We start from the raw sequence: 19,736 nt of genomic DNA on the forward strand, positions 1-19,736 counted from the left end.
GTGATTGGCGACCATCAACTACAACAGCAAGCCAGTATCGGCATCGCCCTGCCGCCGGGGCTGCTGGGCCGCAACATTCAGGCCGACACCGACGCCAATCTGCTACAACGCTTTACCGGACAGGATCGCTACCGTTACGGCCTGCGCCTGCCGCTGGACCAAACCCACACCATCATGCTACTGGCACCGGAAACCATGTTGCAGCAGATGCCGCTGGAGCATGTATTCCCGCCTATCCTCGCCAACCTGTCCCGCGCCATCAAGCTGTGTAACGACAGCGAACAACTGGCCATCAGCCTGCAGGCAGAACGCAACCAGGTGATGGTGCAGCTGGACCGGGCGCAACGCTTCAACCAGGCCTTGCTCAATGCCATGCCGATTGCCGTGTTCTACAAGGATGCCAGCGGGCGCTATCTGGGTTGCAACCCGGCATTTTCCCGCACGGTGGGCATGCAGCCCGAGCACATCATCGGCAAGATGCCGCAAGAAGTCTGGCCGGCCGAGCTGGCCAGCATGTTTACCCAGAATGATGCCGAGCTGATTGCCAGCCGCCAGCCACAGATGTTCGAGTACGTCATCCGCACCCAGCAAGGCCAGTTGATGGATGTGGTTTACGCCAAGGACCTGTTCTACGACGAGGACAACAATATTGCCGGCATCATTGGTGCTTTCATCGACATCAGCGGGCGCAAGAAGGCGGAGGAATCACTGCGCCAGTCGCTGATCCAGGCCATCAGCGCCCTGTCATCGGCCATGGTGCACCGTGACATGAGCACGGCGGGCCACGAAGTACGTGTCAGCGACCTTGCTGTTGCCATCGGCCGCCAGCTGGGGCTGGATGAACACCAGCTGGAAGGGCTGGGCCTGGCTGCCATGGTGCATGACATCGGCCAGATCCAGATTCCATCGGAAATCCTCACCCGGCCACGCCGCCTGAATCACGAGGAATTCGAGCTGGTCAAGCTGCATGCCGAGGCCAGCCATGAAATTCTCAAGGACATCCAGTTTCCCTGGCCCATTGCCGAGATTTCCTGGCAGCACCACGAAAACATGGACGGCAGTGGTTATCCGCGCGGTTTGCGCGGTGATGAAATCCTGCTGGAAGCACGCATCATCCACGTCGCCGACAGCATGGAGGCCATGTTGTCGCATCGCCCCTTCCGTCGCCAGCTGGGTCAGGCCCAAGCGCTGGCACAGCTGCAACAATACAAGGGCAGCGTGTACGACCCTGCCGTGGTTGATGCCTGTCTGGCACTATTTGACGAACATGGCTATCAACTGCCGGACCATAAAAGAAAAAGCTGAACATGGACGCCCGTAGCACAAGAATGCCATTTGCCGACTACACCCTGCAGGCTGCCATCCGGCAACTGCCGGACCGGGTGATCATCAAGGACACCCACTCCCGCTTCATCACCTGCAACCAGCGTTTTGCCGATGACCTGGGCATCCGCATCGAAGACATTGCCGGCAAGACCGATCACGATTTTTTCCCGCCGGCACTGGCAGCCAGTTATCAGGCAGACGACCAGAAGGTGATTGCCAGCGGCGTTGCCGTGGTGCTGCAAGAGCCTTACATGCTGGATGGCAAGCACTGCTGGCTGGAAACCAGCAAATCACCCATTTTCGACGACGCTGGGCTGTGCATTGGCCTGACTGTCGTTTTCAAGGACATTACCCAGCAAAAGCAGGACCATGATGAAATGCAGCGCCGTGCCTGGGCGCTGCAAGCCAATAGCCGTACCAATCAGGCCCTGGTACAGGCCAGTGACGAACAGGCCTTGCTGCAGGCCGTGTGTGATGCCATCGTCGCCGATCAGCGCTACCCGCTGGCCCTGATTGCCGGCATGCAGGACCTGCAACAAGAGCGTTTGCAAGTACTGGCCGCTGCCGGTACTGCCCATGCATACAGCGAACAGCTGGACATTTGCTGGACCAAAGACTCCGCCAGCAATGACGGCCCGATTGCCAGCTGCATCCGCCAAGGCAACACCATCAATATCCACGCATTGCAACAGCACCCCAGCTTCCAGCCATGGAAGGCGCTGGCTAGCCAGCACGGGCTGCACGCCATTGTCGCCATCCCGCTGGTGGCAGGACCGGACCTGATCTGCGCGCTGGCAGTCTATGGTGGCGCCGAGCAGTCATTCAGCCCGGTGGAGGTGCAGGTTTTTGAAGAACTGACACGCAATGTGCAGTTCGGCATCCAGTCGCGCCGCACCCGGGTGGCGTATCAGCAGTCCTTGCAGGAGCAGGCAGCCCATGCCCAGGTACTGGAAAATGCGCTGGAAAAGGCATTGGCTGCCATTGCCTCGGTACTGGAACAGCGCGACCCTTACACTGCTGGCCATCAGAAACACGTGGCCGAACTTGCCGTGCTGATAGGCCAGGAATTACGCCTGGATGCACACCGGCTGCGTGGCTTGTACCTGAGCGGCGTGGTGCATGATCTGGGCAAGATTGAAGTGCCGGCCGAGATTCTCAGCAAACCCAGCCGGCTGCATCCGGTGGAATTTGCGCTGGTGAAGCGCCATCCGGAAGTGGGTTACCGCATTCTCAAGAATATTGATTTCCCCTGGCCCATTGCCGACATCATTCGCCAGCATCACGAGTATCTGGATGGTTCCGGTTATCCGCTCGGCCTGTCGGGCAAAAGCATACTGCTGGAGTCACGCATCCTCACCGTAGCCGACATTGTCGAATCGATGTCGTCGGACCGCCCTTACCGGGCCGCACTGGGCATTGGCCAGGCCATCGCCCAGATACGCCTGATGCGTGGCACCCAGCTGGACCCGGATGTGGTGGATGCCTGCATCCGGGTGCTGGAGCGCGGTGACTTCACCCCGCACTTGCTGACACTGGAAGCCGGAGACTGATACCGGCAGACAGTCGCGGCTAGCGGCATCAGTCACACGGTCTGCCAGGCTGACAGCGGCAGGTATGCACATGGTCAGTGATAAGCCGCCACATCCTGCAAATACTGACGTGCATTGCCAGCCCAGTTCTTGCTGCCATACAGGTTCAGGCGCGAAATGGCCTTGGTTTGCTTGAGCCGGGCAAAATCGAAGTCACGCAAATCCAGCCAGACCGGGCTGATGGACGAAGCAGACTGAAACGCATAGCGCATGTTTTTCATGTCGGCCGTGGTGGTCCAGTAGGTGCCCACACCCCGGTTTTCTGCCGGATAGCGTGAATACGGCTCGTAGGATTTTTCCACCGACAAATCCAGCGGATCTGCCATCAGGCCGATGGGCATGGCAACACTATGCATGATGGATGCCAGAAAGCCGCGTGCTTCTTCGACATTGTCCGGGCGCGGCAGCGTCTTGAGCAGCCAGTTGGCTCGTACCAGCCGGGCGTCCGCCTGCCATCCGGTGGGAATGGTTTCGGAGGTGGAGGCAGCAAACTTCTTTTCCTGCTTCAGCATGGTGTCGTAGTCAGGCGGATTGGTCAGCACGGTGAACTGCCTGCCATGATGGATGACGGTTTCACCCTTGACGATTTCGATGATGGCCGAATCGCCGCTGGCGTCCTCAATGGCAATGTGCTTGGTATCCGACGCATAGTCGATGGGCAGGCGTTTGGGCAGCAGTCGCACACTGCGGATGGCGGCAACGGCTTCGGCTACCGTGGCATGGTTATCCAGAATGAAGCTCAGCCAGTGACTGCTTTCCAGTACCGGCTTTTCCGGCTTGCCCGGCTGCGGCTGTTCGGCACCGCCGGTAAAGTACAGGGTATGCGCCACCAGGCCCTTCTCGTTCATGCCATCCATCGGGAAAACATTGTCAGCATAAACAGCCACGCTGCCATAGCGCGCCTTCCAGCGCACGGTATGAGCTGCATTTTCTTCGGTGGCACCCACGCGACTGACACCGCGTGGACTCAGCACCAGCGAAGGGCTGACCGGGCCAAAGAAATCAAGATTGCGCGCACTGAGCAGATAACCGGGCTGTGTATTCCACAGTACGCGGGTGCAGGCTTCGGCAGCTGGCAACAAGGCAGTTGCAAGGGATGCGGCAAGTGCGAGAGGTACAATACCTTTGGACATGAAAACCCCCGAGTAAAGTCGGTATCGCTCCGGAAAACTGCACGGCGATACCAGCCATTAGTCTAGGGATGCTGTTTACGGCAGCGGAATGTCATGATGTCCGGTTTGGCGTCTGGAAATTTCGCTTTGCTGGCAGGCCGATTCATCATCAACCACCAATGGCGATCAGGCCGGGATGGCGAACGCCACCCGTGGCCAGCCTGCAAGCGCGCTAGGCATGCTGCATGAAGAAATCCGTCACCTTGGCGGCACTCACCTTCTGCAACTGGCACAGCTGGCGGTGGTCGAGTTGTGCTGTGCCGTGCTTGCGCTGCGCCGTCTCCAGCAGGTATTGCAGCAGCTGTGCCGCCATGCGGGCATCTGCCAGTGCACGGTGAGCGCGTCCGGCATCCGGCAGCCCCGCCCAGCGGGTGAGCGTGCCCAGTTTGTGATCTGGCGCCTGCGGCAACAAGCGCCGCGCCAGCAGCAAGGTGCAGGCGAAGTCCTGTCGCCGCTGCCGGCCGAGCAAGCCAAGCTCGTGACCCCAGAACTTGCGGTCGAATGCCGCATTGTGCGCTACCAGCGGCAGGTCGCCGACAAAATCAGCCACTTCGCGCATGACGGTAGCCACCGGCGGTGCGCTGCGCAGCATGGCATTGCTGATGCCGGTAAGCTGTTCGATTTGCGCCGGAATCCGCACGCCGGCATTCATCAGGCTTTGGTAGTGATCCACCTCACGACCGTCCTGCCACAGCACCACGGCAATTTCAGTGGCACGGCTGCCAACGGCTGGCGACAAGCCGCTGGTTTCAAAGTCGAGCACCGCATAACAAGGTGATGTGCTGCTCAATTCAATGCCGCCTTGGCTGCCTCTTCCGGGCTCAGGCCGTCAAAGAACATATCGGTAAACCACTCGGCGTTTTCTTCGATTTGTTGCTGCGCCTCATCCGGCTTGGCACCGGCGGCAACAAACAGCGCTTCCACTTCGGCACACCATTGCAACAGGGCGATGGTATCCGGATCGAGCTCGTCTTCCTTGCGCTTGGACATGGTTTTCTTTCCGCTAAATGTTGAACTGGCGGCATTGTACACGGCAATTGCCGGATACAAGGCAGCGGTGCATGGATATTGCTAGAATCAGCGGCTGAACATGAACCGGGAAAGACCGATGTCCAAGCTTGTTGCTGTTGATCTGGCCAAAAGCTATCGCCTGCTGAACCACGGCCCGACCGTGCTGGTTTCCTCAGCCCACGCGGGCGAACAAAACGTGATGGCCGCCGCCTGGGCCATGCCGCTGGACTTTGACCCGCCCAAGGTGCTGGTGGTGGTGGACAAGGCCACCCACACCCGAGAACTGATGGATGCTTCCGGCGAATTTGTGCTGAATATTCCCTGCCGCGCCCAGGCTGAACAGGTATTGACCGCAGGCAGTTGCAGCGGCAAGGAGGTGGACAAGTTTGCCGTCAGCGACCTCACCGCCCTGCCCGGCGAAACCGTTGCAGCACCGCATGTGGACGGCTGCATCGCGTATCTGGAATGCCGCATCATCAGCGAGCCGCACAACCAGCAGCGCTACGACCTGTTCATTGGCGAAGTACTGGCCGCCAGGGCAGACCCGGATGTCTGGCACGACGGCCATTGGAACTTTGATGGTCAGGATGCCAAACGCAGCCTGCACTACATTGCCGGTGGCAATTTCTTCAGCATTGGCGAGCAGTTTGCCGTTGCCGCCAGACAGGCTGAGTAAAAAAAGCCACCCGCAGGCGGCCCGGTCGGTCTTAGCGAACAGCGCAGACGAATTCGTCAAACGCCGTCACCAGTCGTGCCACATCCTCTACCGTGGTTTGCGGGCAAACCAGCAGCATATTGTGGAAAGGCGTGATCAACAGCCCGCGATTGAGCAGGAACAGGTGGATGATGTGCTCCATGTCGCTGTCCAGGATCGCATCTGCCTCGCTACCATTGCGCGGCGGGGTGGCGGTGAACTGGAACTCGGTGCGGGCACCCACCTGTGTCACACACCATGGCAGCGCATGACGGGCAATCACCGCACGCAAGCCGGCGGCCAATTGCTCGGCCAGCGCAAACATGTGGGTATAGGCTTGTTCGGTCATTACCTCGGCCAGATTGGCACGCATCGCCGCCATGGCCAGCATGTTGGCGGTCAGCGTGGTGCCGATGCCGCTGTGGCCCGGTACCGCTTCGCGCTTCGCCTGCTGGGCGCGTTTGGCCATTTCCTCGGAAAAACCGTACACCGCACACGGCACGCCACCGCCCATGGGCTTGCCCAGCACCATCATGTCCGGCTTCAGGCCGTGAGCGCGGGTATAACCGCCCATGCCGGTGCTGATGGTATGGGTTTCATCCATGATCAGCAGCGTGCCATAACGACGGCATAGCGCCTGTGCCGCTTCCCAGAAGCCAGGCTCCGGCAGCACCATGCCGATATTGGTCATCGCCGGTTCGGCCAGCAGGCAGGCAACCTGACCATCCTTCAGCGCGTCTTCCAGCGCGGCCAGATCATTGAACTCCACCACGCGGGTGTATTGGGTCAGGTCGTACACCTGGCCCAGCAGGCTGGCACGCTGCACCGGCTTGCCATCCACCAGATCGACAAACACATCGTCGATGGTGCCGTGATAGCAGCCATTGAACACCAGCAACTGCTGACGACCGGTAGCGGCCCGCGCCCAGCGCAGGGCGAAGCGGTTGGCATCGGTGGCGGTCATGGCAAACTGCCAGTACGGCAAGCCAAAACGTCGCGCCAGCTCCGTCGCCACCCAGACGGCATCTTCCGACGGCAGCATGGTAGTCAGCCCGAGCGCAGCCTGCTCGGCCAGCGCCCTGGCCACCGGGGCCGGGCCGTGGCCGAACATGGCACCAGTGTCGCCCAGGCAGAAATCGACATAGCGATTGCCATCCACATCTTCAAAACTGGCACCCTGCGCCTGCTTCACGTACAGGGTGAAGGGAGTGGACCAGTCATCCATCCAGTGCAGCGGCACACCAAACAGCAAATGCTGATCCGCCTGCGCCGACAGCCGCTGCGATTGCGGGCGCGCCGCGATAAAGCGCTCGCGCTCGGCAGCGTGCAGTTTCAAGGCCTTGTCCCAGTTGATGCCATGTCGTGTTGTTGTCATTGCTTTCTCCTTGATCTTGTTCTGTGCGGACAGCAGCCCGCCATCATGTCATACGTGCAGTTGCAGGTGTTCGCGTTCCCAGGCGGTGATGCCACGATTGAAGGTTTCGAATTCCTTTTCCTTCACCGCGCAAAAAGCCTGCACAAACTGTTCGCCCAGAATGTCCGCAAGCTCCGGACAGTCCTGCATCAGCGCCACGGCATCTTCCAGGCTGCGCGGTAGCTCGAAATCCAGGTCATAGGCGCTGTCGCTCATCGGCTCACTGGGAATCAGGCCCTGCACCATGCCGAGGTAACCGCAGGCCAGCGTGGCCGCCATGGCCAGATAGGGGTTCACATCCACGCCCGGCACCCGGTTTTCCAGCCGCCGCGCACTGGGGCCGGATGGCGGAATGCGGATGCCGCAAGTCCGGTTGTCATAACCCCAGCGCACATTGATGGGTGCGGCGGCATGGCGGCTGAGCCGACGATAGGAATTGACGTAGGGCGCCAGCATGGGCATCACCATGGGCAGGTACTTCTGCATGCCGGCAATATGATGGAAGAACAAGGGGGTGGCGCTGCCATCTGCTGCGGAAAAGATGTTCTGACCATCTGCAGTACTGACAATGCTTTGATGGATATGCATGGCACTGCCGGGTTCGTCTTCCATCGGCTTGGCCATGAAGGTGGCAAAGATATTGTGGCGGTAAGCGGTTTCACGCACCGCACGCTTGAACAGGAAAACCTGGTCGGCCAGTTCCAGTGCATTGCCATGGGTGAAATTGATTTCCATCTGGCAGGCGCCCACTTCGTGAATCAGCGTTTCCACATTGAGCTGGGCTTGCTGGCAGAAAGTGGACAGCTCCTGGAAGAAAGGGTCGAAGTCGTTGACGGCATCGATGGAGAAGGATTGCCGCCCTACTTCGGAGCGCCCGGCACGGCCGGTGGGCGGACGCAAAGGCTCGTGCGGATTATTGTTCTGCCGGATCAGGTAAAACTCCATTTCCGGAGCCACCACCGGCTGCCAGCCGCGGTCGGCATACAATTGCAACACCTTGCGCAATACGGCACGCGGTGAAATTCCCACCGGTTTGCCATCGAAGTCTTCGCAATCGTGAATCACCACCGCCACCGGCTCCATGGCCCAGGGCACCAGCCGGATGGAGGCGGCATCCGGCACGCACACCATATCCGGGTCATTGGCACCGACAAAACGTTCGAATTCGGCAAACTCGCCATTCACGGTGATGGTGAGTACTGCCTTGGACATCTTCATGCTCTCTTCGGCCAGGAACAAATCCTTGGGGACAATCTTGCCACGCGCCACCCCGGTCATGTCCGGAATGACGCATTCCACTTCATGGATGTTGTGCGTTCGGATGAAGCTGTGTAAATGCTCATGCATGTTTTATCCTTTATGATCAAATCTGCAAAAAGCCCTTTTCCCAACACCGCACCAACCCATGTGAATTCAAATGCAAATACCGGAATAAAAGCTGGAATTGATCATAGTAAGACAAAACGCACATGTCAATTTATGATCAAATAAAACTTGAAAAGTGAAGCATCACAGCACCATGATTGCTATGGTATCCTTTGTGACAAATTCCAATACCAACGACTCGCCGACAATGAAGACTACCGCCTCCTCTACACTACAGGACGAAACCTACACCACCTTGCGCCAGTGGCTGTCACTGGGTCGCTGGCTGCCCGGCGAACGGCTGAAGATCAAGCAACTGGCACAAGACATGCAGGTTGGCGAAATGCCGGTGCGCACTGCACTGCAACGCCTGGTGGCAGAGAAGGCGCTGGCCAACATTCCCAATTGCGGCGTCACTGTCCCGCAACTGAGCCGCACCCAGTTTGACGACATCCTGCAAACCCGCATGTTGCTGGAAGGCGAAGCAGCTGAAAAAGGTGCACGCAACCTGAGCAGTGCCGACCTCAAGCTGCTGGAAGAACTGACCGCCACCATGGACGAGGCCATCCGCAATCACGATGTCAAAGGCTATCTGACGGCAAACGAAGACTTCCACGTCACGCTGTACCGCGCCTCCGGCTCGGCCATGCTGCTGTCCCTGATTGAAAGCGTATGGCTGCACGTTGGCCCCATTTCCAATCAGCTGCATCAGGACCCGCATGTGTGGAGCATCATGAACGACTGCCACGAGGACATGATGCGCGCCCTGCACCGCAAGGACCCGTCCGCCGTGCGTCGCGCCATCGAACGCGACCTGTTCAATGCCGGGCAGTACCTGAAAACACTGTGCAACTGAGCTACACACGGGCAGCATGAAAAAACCGGGCCAAAGCCCGGTTTTTTATTTGCCAACAGCAGCAAGACCTCACTGCACCCCATACCAGGCCATGAATATTTCCACACCTCTGGCCACACGCAGTTGCAACAGCTTCAGGTCGTCCTCGCTCACCACGCCAACCAGGAATGTCTCCTGATATTCCGCCTGTATCAGCGACAACAAATGCATGGCAGCAATCCAGCCATCTGCACGACGCAGGCGGCCGGCCTGCATTTCCTCTTCCAGATAAGCCGCCACCTTGTTCCAACCCTGGCGCGGGCCCGCCTCATAAAACTGCTGGGCGGCACCGGCACGCACCAGTTCACCCGCAATGATGCCGCGCATGGCCATCAGGTCCGGGCCCAGAATCACCTGCAGGTAGTTTTCCCCGAATGCCTGCAATGCCGCCGCAATATCCCCGCCCGGGACCAGCCGTGCATAGGCATGTGACATGCGCTCTTCGGCCAGCATTTTCATCACACTGAGGAACAGCTCCTCCTTGGACTTGAAATAACCGTACAAAGTGGCTTTGGAACCCCCTACCCGGCTGCAGATTTCTGCCATGGAAGTCGCCTCATAACCACGCTGCAGGAACAACTCCGCTGCCGTTGCCACCATTGCCTGACGGCGCTCTTCACTTTTTGTTCGCATTTTTGCTCCAAACTGTACCGAACTGTACGGTTTTACTTGACGACGCCAACGTCGCACATTATAACTGTACGGTACAGTACAGTTAAAGGCCCTGTCAAAAAAATGGATACCCAATCAAGCATGCACCCACGGCGCACCCTGCTACAACTGACCATGCTAGGCAGCCTGCTGCTGGCCGGTTGTGCCAGCGTGCCGGACCTGGGCCCCGCGCCCCGTAACAAGACCATGCAGGACATGGCCAGTCAGCAAACCCTGCCAGCCAGCACGGCCGACTGGATGAGCAGCAACTGGTGGCAAAGCTATCAGGACGGCCAGCTCGACGACATCATGCAAGAGGCCTTGAGCCAGTCGCCTGACCTGGCAGCCGCCCAGGCGCGTCTGGCCAAAGCCGCCGGTCAGGCGGAACAGACTGGCGCCAGCAATCTGCCCAGCCTCGACCTGAATACCTCTGTCACCAAGATGAAGCAAAGCTATAACAACGGCTTTCCCGCTGCCTTTGTGCCGCATGGTTACAACAACTCTGCCAAGGTCGAACTGGATTTCAGCTATGAAATCGATTTCTGGGGCAAGAACCGCTCCGCCATTGCCGCAGCCAGCTCGGAACTCGCCGCAGCCCAGGCCGAGGCAGCACAAAGCCGCCTGACGCTGACCAGCGCCATTGCCGCAGCCTATGCCGAACTGGCCCGCCTGTACGCCGAACAGGATGCCGCCGAACAGGCTCTGAGCGTGCGCCAGCATAGCGCCCAGCTGCTGCAGCAGCGCTTTGACAATGGTCTGGAAACCATGGGCAGCCTGCGTCAGGCCCAGTCCCGCGAAGCCACCGCCAATGCCGACCTCAGCGCCGCACGCCAGGCCATTGCCCAGCAAAAGCTGAGCATTGCCGCCCTGATGGGTGCCGGACCGGATCGCGGCATGAGCCTGCGTCGCCCGGCTGCCAGCCTGCTGCATCCGCAAGGCTTGCCTGCCACCTTGCAGGCGGACTTGCTGGGTCGTCGTCCGGACCTGGCCGCCGCCAGACTGCGCGCAGAAGCGGCCGCCAGCCGTATCAACGTTGCCCGCGCTGCGTTTTATCCCAATGTGAATCTGTCTGCCTATCTGGGCGTGCAGTCGCTGGGGCTGAGCTATCTGACCAAGAACGGTTCCGACATTGGCGGGGTCGGCCCGGCCATTTCGCTGCCGATTTTCCGTGGTGGCGCCCTGCAAGGCAACTACCGCGTGGCCCGCGCCGAGTACGACGCCGCCGTGGCCAGCTACAACCAGACCCTCACCCAGGCCCTGCATGAGGTGGCCGATGTCATGGCCCAGCAACAGGAACTGGGCCCGCAGCTGGAGCAGCGCCGCCTGGCCCTGAAAACTGCCGAAGAGTCCTACCAGGTGATGCAGAACCGCTATCAGGGCGGTCTGGCCAGCTATCTGGACGTACTGAATGCCGAAGACAACGTGATTGCCAGTCGTCGCAGCAGCACCAGCCTGGAAACCCGGCTGTTCCTGCTGGACGTCAACCTGATCAAAGCCCTGGGCGGCGGTTATCAAGCCTGAGCCCCAACCGAATACAACAATTGCAGAGAACCATCATGAGCGAAAATATCCAAGCCCTCCCCGCCTCCGATGCCCCGCACAGCGACAGCCTGCGTCTGGCCAAGCGCAAGAAGCTGTTTGCCCTGCTTGGCGCAGTCGTCGGCGTTGCCGCCATTGGTGCCGGCACTTACTGGACCCTGGTGGCCTCCCATCATGTCAGCACTGACAATGCCTATGTGGCGGTTGAAATGGCGCAAATCACCCCGGAAGTCAGCGGCACCGTACGCGAAGTCCTGGCCGTCGACACCCAGCAGGTAAAGCGTGGAGACATTCTGGTAAAACTGGACGACAAGGATGCCACCCTGAATCTGGCACAGGCTGAAGCCGAACTGGCGCGCGCCGAGCGTCGCGTGCAGGGTTATCTGGCCAGTGACGAAGGCTTGCAGGCCCAGGTACAGGCCCGCATTGCTGACCAGGCACGCAGCAATGCCCAGCTGGTTTCTGCCCGCGCCGACCTGCAGCGCGCCGAGCTGGACCTCAAGCGCCGTCAGGCGCTGGCCAAGAGCGGTTCGGTGTCCGGCGAAGAGCTGAGCAATGCGCAGAACGTATTCAGCACCGCCAGCGCCAACCTGACCGCCGCTGAAGCCGCCGCCAAACAGGCCGAGGCCAATGCCCGTGCCGCGCAAGGCTCGCTCAAGGCCAACCAGACCCTCACCGTCAACACTACGGTGGACACCAACCCGGAAGTGGCCCTCGCCCGCGCCAAGCGTGACCAGGCCCGTCTGGACCTGGCCCCGCACCATCATCCGCGCGCCGGTGGACGGCGTGGTGGCGAAGCGTCAGGCACAGGTCGGTCAGCGCGTGCAGGCCGGCAGCCAGCTGTTGTCGGTGGTGCCGCTGCAGCAGGCGCACGTGGATGCCAACTTCAAGGAAGTGCAGCTGGACAAGGTACGCATCGGCCAACCCGCCACGCTGACCGCCGACCTCTACGGCAGCCGCATCACCTACCACGGCAAGGTGGCCGGCCTGGCTGGCGGCTCTGGCGCGGCCTTTGCCACCATCCCGGCGCAGAATGCCACCGGCAACTGGATCAAGGTGGTGCAGCGCCTGCCGGTACGCATTGCACTGGACCCGGCCGAACTGCGCGCCCATCCGCTGCAGGTGGGCCTGTCGATGGAAGTCACCATCGATACCGCCAGCGAGTAAGCCATCATGACTGACAGCTCCGTTACTGCTTCACCCAAGCCACTGGAAGGCGGCACCCTGTGGCTGGCCGCCCTGGTGCTGGCCGCCGCCAACTTTGTCGCCGTGCTGGACACCACCATTGCCAATGTGTCGGTGCCCAATATCGCCGGCGGCCTGGCGGTATCTTCCAGTCAGGGGACTTACGTCATTACGTCTTATGCCGTGGCCGAGGCCATTACCGTGCCGCTCACCGGCTGGCTGGCTGCGCGGCTGGGCACGGTGCGGCTGTTCATCGGCTCCATGGTGTTGTTCGGCCTGTTTTCCTTGCTGTGCGGCATGGCCGGCTCGCTGGAAACGCTGGTGCTGTTCCGCGTGCTGCAAGGCCTGGCCGGCGGCCCGCTGATGCCGATGTCGCAAACCCTGCTGCTGCGGATTTTCCCCAAGGAAAAAACCGGCGCAGCCATTGGCCTGTGGAGCATGACCACGCTGATCGCCCCCATCATGGGGCCGATCCTGGGTGGCGTGTTGTGTGACCAGGTGAGCTGGCCGTGGATTTTCTGGATCAACGTCCCCATCACCATGCTGTGCGGCTATGCCGGCTGGCAATTGCTGAAAAGCCAGGAAAGCCTGCGCGAGAACATCCGTGTGGATGCCGTTGGCCTTGGCCTGCTGGTGGTGTGGGTGGCGGCATTGCAAATCATGCTGGATGAAGGCAAGAACCTGGACTGGTTCAATTCCGCCGAGATCGTGGCCTTGGCGGTGATCGCTGCCATCGGCTTTGCCGCCTTCCTGATCTGGGAGCTGACCGAGAAAAACCCGGTGGTGAACCTGCGGGTATTCCGGCACCGCGGCTACTGGGCCAGTGTGCTCACCATCTCGCTGGCTTTCGGCTCTTTCTTTGGCGCAACGGTGCTGACCCCGCAATGGCTGCAAAGCTATATGGGCTACACCGCCACCGAAGCAGGCCATGCCACGGCGATGAGCGGCATTCTGGCGGTGCTGGTGGCTCCACTGGTGGCGCAGCTGTCCACCCGGGTAGACCCCCGCCCGCTGGTATTCATGGGAGTGATGTGGCTGGGCGGCGTTACCCTGTACCGCAGCTTTTCCACCACCGACATGGGCTTCTGGCAGGTGGCCTTGCCCTTGCTGTTCCAGGGCGTGGGCATGCCTTTCTTCTTTGTGCCGCTCACTGGCCTCGCCATGGCCAGCGTGGAGCCGGAGGAAATGGCCTCGGCCGCAGGCTTGATGAGCTTCATGCGGACATTATCCGGTGCCTTTGCCACTTCGCTGGTGACTACCGCCTGGGAAGACAAGGCCAGCTACAACCATGCCGACCTGGTAGGCAGCATCGACCCCGGTGGCGACACCCTGCGCGCCCTGCAGGGTAGCGGCATGAGCCTGGATGCAGCCAGCAACCAGCTCAACCAGTTGTTGCAGTCGCAAAGCATCATGCTTTCCACCAACCAGATTTTCTGGCTGACCGGCCTGTCGTTCGTGGTGGCCGCCTGCGCCATCTGGCTGGCACCCCGCCCCACCCGTGTGGCGGATACCAGTCAGGCACACTGAGCAGTTCTACACGCAGCAAAAAGCCCGGTGCATGCACCGGGCTTTTTCTTTCCATATCTTTGCCAAGAGTGGCTCACCACATTGCTGGTGCAAGGTCGCCCTTACTGTGCACTGGCCTCACCACCCAGGGCCTGATACAGCGTTACCTGATTCACCAGCCGGTTGTAACGGTTTTCCAGCAGGCTTGCCTCGGCGGTGCGGCGCGTCTCTTGTGCATCCAGCCAGTCCTTCAGTGGTGCAGCGCCGCCTGATAGCGCAACTGGTACAGCTTTTCCGCCCGCGCCGCCAGCACGGCGGCCTGGGTCAGCCGTTCGCCCTGCTGCCGGTACTGCTGGCGGGCGGACAAGGCATTGTCCACGTCAGCCAGTGCCGAATACAAAGTCTGGCGGAAGTTCACCACCGCCAGCTGGTAGTCAGCCTCGCTGATGCTGTTGTTCAGCTTCATCTGCCGCCACTGCAAGAACGGCAAGGTGATGCCGGCACCCAGAGCGGCAAGGTAGTACGCACCACGAGCAACAATGCTAAAGGACTATGCCTATTAGAAATGGGTAAAGGGACAACTCAAGGCAGATCGTCCAAACCGGCGGCGGGAGCGTGATTTCACCTATTGTCTACCTGGCAAGGTAGGCAGTTTTTCATTCGAGGTATTCGCTCAGAGAATTATCAAATGGCATGCCCGCAGCTCGATGCATACGGATTTCGTAGCGTGAAAAACGGGAATTGCCATGCACCTGATCACAGGAGGAAAGCATGAAAGACAAGTACTCGATTGACTGGGTGCCGGACACCGCGCGCCACGGTCAGCCTTTTCAGCAATTCACACTGTGGCTGAGCGCTAATCTACAAATCACCGCCATTGTGGATGGTGCGCTGGCGGTAGTGTTTGGCGTGCATGGCGTTACCGCCTTGTTGGGCTTGCTGCTGGGCAATCTGTTGGGCGGGGCTGTGATGGCACTGCATGCCGTGCAAGGGCCACGGCTGGGTTTGCCGCAGATGATTACCAGCCGGGTGCAATTTGGCGTGAAAGGTGCGGCCCTGCCCTTACTACTAGCCATTCTCATGTATCTGGGCTTTGCCACTACAGGCACCGTATTGTCCGGCCAGGCCATCAACCGCATCCTTGGTACGGATGGTTCGCCTTTGGGCATGGTGGTATTTGGCCTGATTACCGGAGTGATCGCCATTGCCGGTTACAACGTGATCCACAAGCTGGGTCGCATCGCCAGTGCGGTGAGTATCTTCGGTTTCGGTTTTCTTGCCTGGCGCTTGCTGTCTACACATCCGCTGGACACTTTGCTTGTCGGCCCGACTGGTGATATCGGCCAGTTACTACTGGCAATGTCGCTGTCTGCTGGCTGGCAACTGACCTTTGCACCCTATGTGGCCGATTACTCGCGCTATCTGCCGGCGGATACGCCTACCGGCAAGGTCTTCTGGCCTGTGTTTCTCGGCACAACCATTGGCGCGCAGTGCGCGATGAGCTTTGGCGTGCTGGTAGTGGGCGCAGGTGGTTCATTCATCAAGAACCAAGTGGGTTTCATGGGCGAGCTAGCCGGACCGGTACTGGCCATGGTGATCTACTTTGCCATAGTGGCGGGCAAGCTGACGGTGAATTGCCTGAATGCCTACGGTGGGCTCATGTGTTCGCTCACCATCGTCAGCGGCATGAGCGGCGCAAGAAGTTTTTCGACTAAGGCACGCTCCCTGGTAATTGTCTTGTTCATTGCGCTGAGCGTCGTACTGGCAGTATTTGCCAGTCATGATTTTCTATCCAACTTCAAGAACTTCGTCTTGCTCTTGCTGGTGGCATTTGTGCCCTGGAGTGCGGTGAATCTAATTGATTACTACCTGATCTCCTGTGAAAAGGTGGACATCCCCGCACTGTATCTACCAGATGGTCGTTATGGCACTTACAACTTGCCGGCGCTCGTGAGTTACGGGGTAGGCATCCTATCGCAGGTGCCTTTCATCAACCAGGCCATGTACACCGGCTTTGCCGTCAAGCTTCTGGGCAATACAGATATTTCTTGGATTGTGGGTTTACTGGTGACGACGTTTGTCTATTACCCATGGGCCAAACGCACTACGCGCGTCCCGGCGCAGACGGTCTACTTGACAGTCTGACGCCCTGTTAAGTCTCTGGCGAGTCCAGCCTGAGGGATTTGAAGAATCGCATTTGATTCTCAAATTGGGTCGATTGGCGCGATACCTCTGCCCTCAATTGATCAATACCGTCTTATGCAACAATGCTATTCGCAGCATAGCAAACCAATAAGGCAAGTCAACGAAATTGATGAATCACTGCAAATCGGCAAATGAAATATCGGAGGTAATGCGTGAATTACTTAATTTATATTGGCTTCGTATTTACAGCAGGAATGTTGATTCCCATTCAGACCGCCATGAATGTCCAAATGACTAAAATTACTGGCAATGCACTTGTTACTGCACAAATAGTTTTCATGATCGCAGCAACTATTGGAATGTTGCTTCTTATTTGCATTCAGCGCCCTAGTCTGAGCTTAGACAATTTTCGCTCTGCACCCATAACTGCCTGGGGTGGCGGTTTTATCGCTGTCTTTTACATCAGCACCCTTGCATTTACGACTCCAAAACTAGGACTTGGTCAAAGCACTGCTCTGGTATTAACAGGACAAATCATTTCTGCTGCACTTCTAGACCATTTTGGCGCGTTCAGCACGCCGCCAATACTATTAAATACCAATCGAATTGTCGGCATCATTTTTTTGATTGCCGGAGTATTTATAATCAAATGGAAATAAAGATCAAATTACTCAAATTGAAATTCACACAACCGGAGAAAGCCAAATGAACTCACCCATTGCAATCGTAGGAATTAGCTGCCAACTGCCAGGAGCGAAGAATGCAGCAGATTTTTGGCAGAACATAAAAATGGGAAAGAGAATGATAACCAGACTTCAAGAAGCCGATAAACAGGGAATGCACATGGCTGTCGGCTTTCTGGAAGGATCCGACGAATTCGATTATGAACGATTCGCAATTACAAAAAAAGAAGCGACACTCATTGACCCGCAACACAGGAAGTTTGCCGAATGCGTGGCTGACGCATTGGAAACCGTGGAGCAGAAAAAATTTACCGATAGCTCATTCAACCGACATATAGGTATTTATGCCTCCATGCCGATGAACACGTATCTGCCAACTACTCGTGGACATATCGATACCAGCTTACATACGCTTGACGGTCTGCAATCAACACTCACCAACGACAAGGACTATATTGCGCTCAGATGCGCTTATATGCTGGACCTCCGGGGGCCGGCCATTAATGTGCAAGCATCCTGCGCCAGTACATTAATCGGTCTGCACCAAGCCTGTCTGGCATTGGAAAACGATGACTGTGACATGGCAGTAGTGGGTGGCGCAACAATAATGTGGCCCCAATTGCGGGCATACAAATGGATAGACGGCAGCATTTTTTCACGCTCCGGAGCTTGTTACCCATTCTCGACACTTGCAGACGGCACCGTGCACGGTAACGGAGCAGCCGTAGTTGTACTCAAAAAATTGAACAAGGCTATAAATGACAACAACAAAGTGTTTGGCATTATTAAGGCAACTGGACTGAATAGTGACGGAGCCAGAAAGTCTTCATTTACTGCCCCCAGCACTGAAGGGCAAAAAGAACTGATTGGACGCGTATTAAAAGACATCGACATTACGTCGATCGGGCTGCTGGAGGCTCATGCCACAGGAACCACCGTGGGAGACAAGGTTGAATTACAGGTACTTGAATCGATGTTTTCCGGTTTATCACCTGCAACTTCCTACTGTGCCCTAGGCGCGAGTAAACCCTACGTCGGACATCTTGAAGCCACGTCCGGAGTGGTCAGCCTCATCAAGGCCTGTTACTCGATGCTGGATGGCGTGCATACGCCAGACATCGTAGGCAACGACTGGCTGCAAACGAAAGAGAGCCCTTTTTACTTGCCGACCCGATTGACAGACTGGTATTCATCCAACTTGCAGCCACGTCGGGCCGGTGTGAGCTCATTTGGCATGGGTGGAACAAATGCATTTGTTCTACTTGAAGAGCCTTCGATAGCCATGCGTGCCAGCGTGGAGAATCATCAACCTCAGTCCACACAATCCCAGCCACACGAAAAACTGCTGTGGAGCGGCCTTAACAGTTTGGCAAAATACCAAGCTCACGAAAATCTTGGCGTGCATGTTACCGATGAAGTTGCATTGAAAGTCTATGAAATAGTAATTCAGGAAGAGAGCTATCCTTGGATCAACGACCACCAGTTGAACAATCAACCCCTAATACCTGCGACCTACTATATACACCTGTTTAGATCGATCGCTGCCAATCTCGATCTACCATCCGAATGGGCACTCTCATCCGTACGAGTTCAGAAAAAGCTGATCTTGACTGGACCTGTATCTCTAAGGCTTATTGCTAACAAACTCGACGACTCATGGTCTTTGCGTATAGAAAGCCGGAATACAGATGAATGGGAACCGAGTGTGCATGCCACTGCAATTATCATCAACAAAAAGAGCATTGATGAAAAAATCACACTAAACACCCTATTACAACTCAGTCAGGAACCCGTCGCGATTGAATACACCTCTGGCCAAATCATCAGCCATGGCATTGCATTTCAGAATCTCAGGCATGCAGTTCGAACCCCATATGGCGCACTCGGATTGATTTCAGATCTAACCGGAAATCTGAAGGATCGAAGCGATAGAGAGGTTTGCCTGCTTGATTCCTGCCTGCATGTTTTTCGCATTGACCATGCAGATCGGAATATTTTGGCTAATGATGGTTTTTTACTGACTTCAGCTGACTATATAGACATTAATGATATCGATTGGCGTGATGTACAAACGCTCTGGTGTCTTGGGTCTGCTAGAGCCCATTCAATTAGCGAAAATGAATTCGTCACCGATTATATATTTTTCTCAGAGATGAATGGTGAAGTGATCGGCGTAATCAAGGGCGTCACCGAGCGAAGGCTTTCTGGAAAATTCGTTCCCAACTCTTCATCATCTAATGATCATGTACAAGCTGAGCTACAAGCCGGAAACCCACACAACGTGACGCAGACATTGATAACCATTATTTCAGATCTCGTTGGCATAGAGAAAGCACAGATCATGGAGTCTGATACTTTGGGGTCGCTGGGTGTGGATTCGTTTGCAGCACTCGAGTTAAGTCTCACCCTGGAAGAAAAACTGGGGAAAAAAATCAACCCCGACGACATCGACCGGAGATTCTCTATACAGCAAATAGCTTTAAAGCTGGGGGGCAAATAATCGCACCATACAATGACGTCAATCAAAAGAACGAATTCGGTTTTGCAATTAATCCTTTCCA

Annotated in this window: 17 protein-coding genes and 1 pseudogene; 11 read left to right on the forward strand and 7 right to left on the reverse strand. The window is 57.5% G+C overall.

Features of this window, described 5'->3' with window-relative positions; translation table 11 throughout:
* The gene (locus AWT75_RS04425) at positions 1-1,305 is read left to right on the forward strand and encodes an HD domain-containing phosphohydrolase (protein ID WP_204376875.1); all 1,305 of its coding nucleotides are present in this window, start codon (positions 1-3) and stop codon (positions 1,303-1,305) included.
* 2 nt (positions 1,306-1,307) lie between these two features.
* Positions 1,308-2,876 carry an HD domain-containing phosphohydrolase gene (locus AWT75_RS04430; protein WP_082695947.1) on the forward strand — a complete coding sequence of 523 codons (1,569 nt, stop codon included), beginning with the start codon at positions 1,308-1,310 and terminating at the stop codon, positions 2,874-2,876.
* Between the two features lie 74 nt (positions 2,877-2,950).
* Here AWT75_RS04430 and AWT75_RS04435 read toward each other — a convergent pair whose 3' ends face one another.
* From AWT75_RS04435 to AWT75_RS04445, 3 genes are all read right to left on the reverse strand, one after another.
* A complete protein-coding gene (locus AWT75_RS04435) occupies positions 2,951-4,048 on the reverse strand; it encodes a linear amide C-N hydrolase (protein ID WP_062787694.1) in 1,098 nt (365 codons plus the stop codon).
* Between the two features lie 211 nt (positions 4,049-4,259).
* Complete coding sequence (locus AWT75_RS04440) at positions 4,260-4,877, reverse strand: 3'-5' exonuclease (RefSeq protein ID WP_062787696.1); 618 nt, start codon at positions 4,875-4,877, stop codon at positions 4,260-4,262.
* Positions 4,874-5,077, reverse strand: coding sequence for a hypothetical protein (locus AWT75_RS04445; RefSeq protein WP_045844807.1), 204 nt, complete (start codon positions 5,075-5,077; stop codon positions 4,874-4,876). The genes AWT75_RS04440 and AWT75_RS04445 overlap by 4 nt, the downstream gene beginning before the upstream one ends.
* Positions 5,078-5,195: 118 nt before the next feature.
* On the opposite strand from AWT75_RS04445, the gene AWT75_RS04450 reads away from it, so the two are divergent.
* Positions 5,196-5,774, forward strand: a complete 579-nt coding sequence (locus tag AWT75_RS04450; RefSeq protein ID WP_062787698.1) for a flavin reductase family protein — start codon at positions 5,196-5,198, stop codon at positions 5,772-5,774.
* 31 nt (positions 5,775-5,805) lie between these two features.
* On the opposite strand, the gene AWT75_RS04455 is transcribed toward AWT75_RS04450, so the two are convergent.
* Together AWT75_RS04455 and AWT75_RS04460 are read right to left on the reverse strand one after the other, a co-directional pair.
* Positions 5,806-7,167 (reverse strand): aspartate aminotransferase family protein, encoded by a 1,362-nt coding sequence (locus tag AWT75_RS04455; RefSeq protein ID WP_062787701.1) that lies wholly within the window; start codon positions 7,165-7,167, stop codon positions 5,806-5,808.
* A 48-nt stretch (positions 7,168-7,215) separates the two neighbouring features.
* Positions 7,216-8,553: a glutamine synthetase family protein gene (locus AWT75_RS04460; RefSeq protein ID WP_045844810.1), complete on the reverse strand. Its 1,338-nt coding sequence runs from the start codon at positions 8,551-8,553 to the stop codon at positions 7,216-7,218.
* Positions 8,554-8,746: 193 nt separating this feature from the next.
* Between AWT75_RS04460 and AWT75_RS04465 the strand changes: the two genes are divergently transcribed.
* Complete coding sequence (locus tag AWT75_RS04465; protein ID WP_239689460.1) at positions 8,747-9,427, forward strand: GntR family transcriptional regulator; 681 nt, start codon at positions 8,747-8,749, stop codon at positions 9,425-9,427.
* 69 nt (positions 9,428-9,496) lie between these two features.
* On the opposite strand, the gene AWT75_RS04470 is transcribed toward AWT75_RS04465, so the two are convergent.
* Positions 9,497-10,099, reverse strand: a complete 603-nt coding sequence (locus AWT75_RS04470) for a TetR/AcrR family transcriptional regulator (RefSeq protein WP_082695948.1) — start codon at positions 10,097-10,099, stop codon at positions 9,497-9,499.
* Positions 10,100-10,219: 120 nt separating this feature from the next.
* Between AWT75_RS04470 and AWT75_RS04475 the strand changes: the two genes are divergently transcribed.
* From AWT75_RS04475 to AWT75_RS04485, 4 genes and pseudogenes are all read left to right on the forward strand, one after another.
* Positions 10,220-11,638 carry an efflux transporter outer membrane subunit gene (locus tag AWT75_RS04475; RefSeq protein WP_062787706.1) on the forward strand — a complete coding sequence of 473 codons (1,419 nt, stop codon included), beginning with the start codon at positions 10,220-10,222 and terminating at the stop codon, positions 11,636-11,638.
* 227 nt (positions 11,639-11,865) lie between these two features.
* Positions 11,866-12,228: pseudogene (locus AWT75_RS23930) on the forward strand (EmrA/EmrK family multidrug efflux transporter periplasmic adaptor subunit); the annotation flags it as partial.
* A gap of 157 nt (positions 12,229-12,385) precedes the next feature.
* Positions 12,386-12,823: an HlyD/EmrA/EmrK family protein gene (locus AWT75_RS22630; protein WP_239689461.1), complete on the forward strand. Its 438-nt coding sequence runs from the start codon at positions 12,386-12,388 to the stop codon at positions 12,821-12,823.
* A gap of 6 nt (positions 12,824-12,829) precedes the next feature.
* Positions 12,830-14,368 carry a DHA2 family efflux MFS transporter permease subunit gene (locus tag AWT75_RS04485; protein ID WP_062787709.1) on the forward strand — a complete coding sequence of 513 codons (1,539 nt, stop codon included), beginning with the start codon at positions 12,830-12,832 and terminating at the stop codon, positions 14,366-14,368.
* Between the two features lie 229 nt (positions 14,369-14,597).
* Here AWT75_RS04485 and AWT75_RS04490 read toward each other — a convergent pair whose 3' ends face one another.
* A complete protein-coding gene (locus AWT75_RS04490; RefSeq protein ID WP_062787712.1) occupies positions 14,598-14,813 on the reverse strand; it encodes a hypothetical protein in 216 nt (71 codons plus the stop codon).
* Between the two features lie 305 nt (positions 14,814-15,118).
* On the opposite strand from AWT75_RS04490, the gene AWT75_RS04495 reads away from it, so the two are divergent.
* From AWT75_RS04495 to AWT75_RS04505, 3 genes are all read left to right on the forward strand, one after another.
* Entirely contained in the window at positions 15,119-16,492 is a 1,374-nt protein-coding gene (locus tag AWT75_RS04495) for a purine-cytosine permease family protein (RefSeq protein WP_062787714.1), read from the forward strand.
* 212 nt (positions 16,493-16,704) lie between these two features.
* Positions 16,705-17,151 carry a DMT family transporter gene (locus tag AWT75_RS04500; protein ID WP_153013238.1) on the forward strand — a complete coding sequence of 149 codons (447 nt, stop codon included), beginning with the start codon at positions 16,705-16,707 and terminating at the stop codon, positions 17,149-17,151.
* A gap of 46 nt (positions 17,152-17,197) precedes the next feature.
* Positions 17,198-19,675 (forward strand): beta-ketoacyl synthase N-terminal-like domain-containing protein, encoded by a 2,478-nt coding sequence (locus AWT75_RS04505; protein WP_082695950.1) that lies wholly within the window; start codon positions 17,198-17,200, stop codon positions 19,673-19,675.
* Positions 19,676-19,736 lie beyond the last annotated feature (61 nt).

The sequence above is a fragment of the Aquitalea pelogenes genome, assembly GCF_001515305.1.
Taxonomy (GTDB): Bacteria; Pseudomonadota; Gammaproteobacteria; order Burkholderiales; family Chromobacteriaceae; genus Aquitalea; species Aquitalea pelogenes.

Coding starts and splice junctions, on each gene's coding strand:
- AWT75_RS04430 (WP_082695947.1), top strand. CDS start 1,308: ATGGACGCCCGTAGCACAAGAATGCCATTTGCCGACTACACCCTGCAG.
- AWT75_RS04435 (WP_062787694.1), bottom strand. CDS start 4,048: ATGTCCAAAGGTATTGTACCTCTCGCACTTGCCGCATCCCTTGCAACT.
- AWT75_RS04445 (WP_045844807.1), bottom strand. CDS start 5,077: ATGTCCAAGCGCAAGGAAGACGAGCTCGATCCGGATACCATCGCCCTG.
- AWT75_RS04450 (WP_062787698.1), top strand. CDS start 5,196: ATGTCCAAGCTTGTTGCTGTTGATCTGGCCAAAAGCTATCGCCTGCTG.
- AWT75_RS04455 (WP_062787701.1), bottom strand. CDS start 7,167: ATGACAACAACACGACATGGCATCAACTGGGACAAGGCCTTGAAACTG.
- AWT75_RS04460 (WP_045844810.1), bottom strand. CDS start 8,553: ATGCATGAGCATTTACACAGCTTCATCCGAACGCACAACATCCATGAA.
- AWT75_RS04470 (WP_082695948.1), bottom strand. CDS start 10,099: ATGCGAACAAAAAGTGAAGAGCGCCGTCAGGCAATGGTGGCAACGGCA.
- AWT75_RS04475 (WP_062787706.1), top strand. CDS start 10,220: ATGCACCCACGGCGCACCCTGCTACAACTGACCATGCTAGGCAGCCTG.
- AWT75_RS04485 (WP_062787709.1), top strand. CDS start 12,830: ATGACTGACAGCTCCGTTACTGCTTCACCCAAGCCACTGGAAGGCGGC.
- AWT75_RS04490 (WP_062787712.1), bottom strand. CDS start 14,813: ATGAAGCTGAACAACAGCATCAGCGAGGCTGACTACCAGCTGGCGGTG.
- AWT75_RS04495 (WP_062787714.1), top strand. CDS start 15,119: ATGAAAGACAAGTACTCGATTGACTGGGTGCCGGACACCGCGCGCCAC.
- AWT75_RS04505 (WP_082695950.1), top strand. CDS start 17,198: ATGAACTCACCCATTGCAATCGTAGGAATTAGCTGCCAACTGCCAGGA.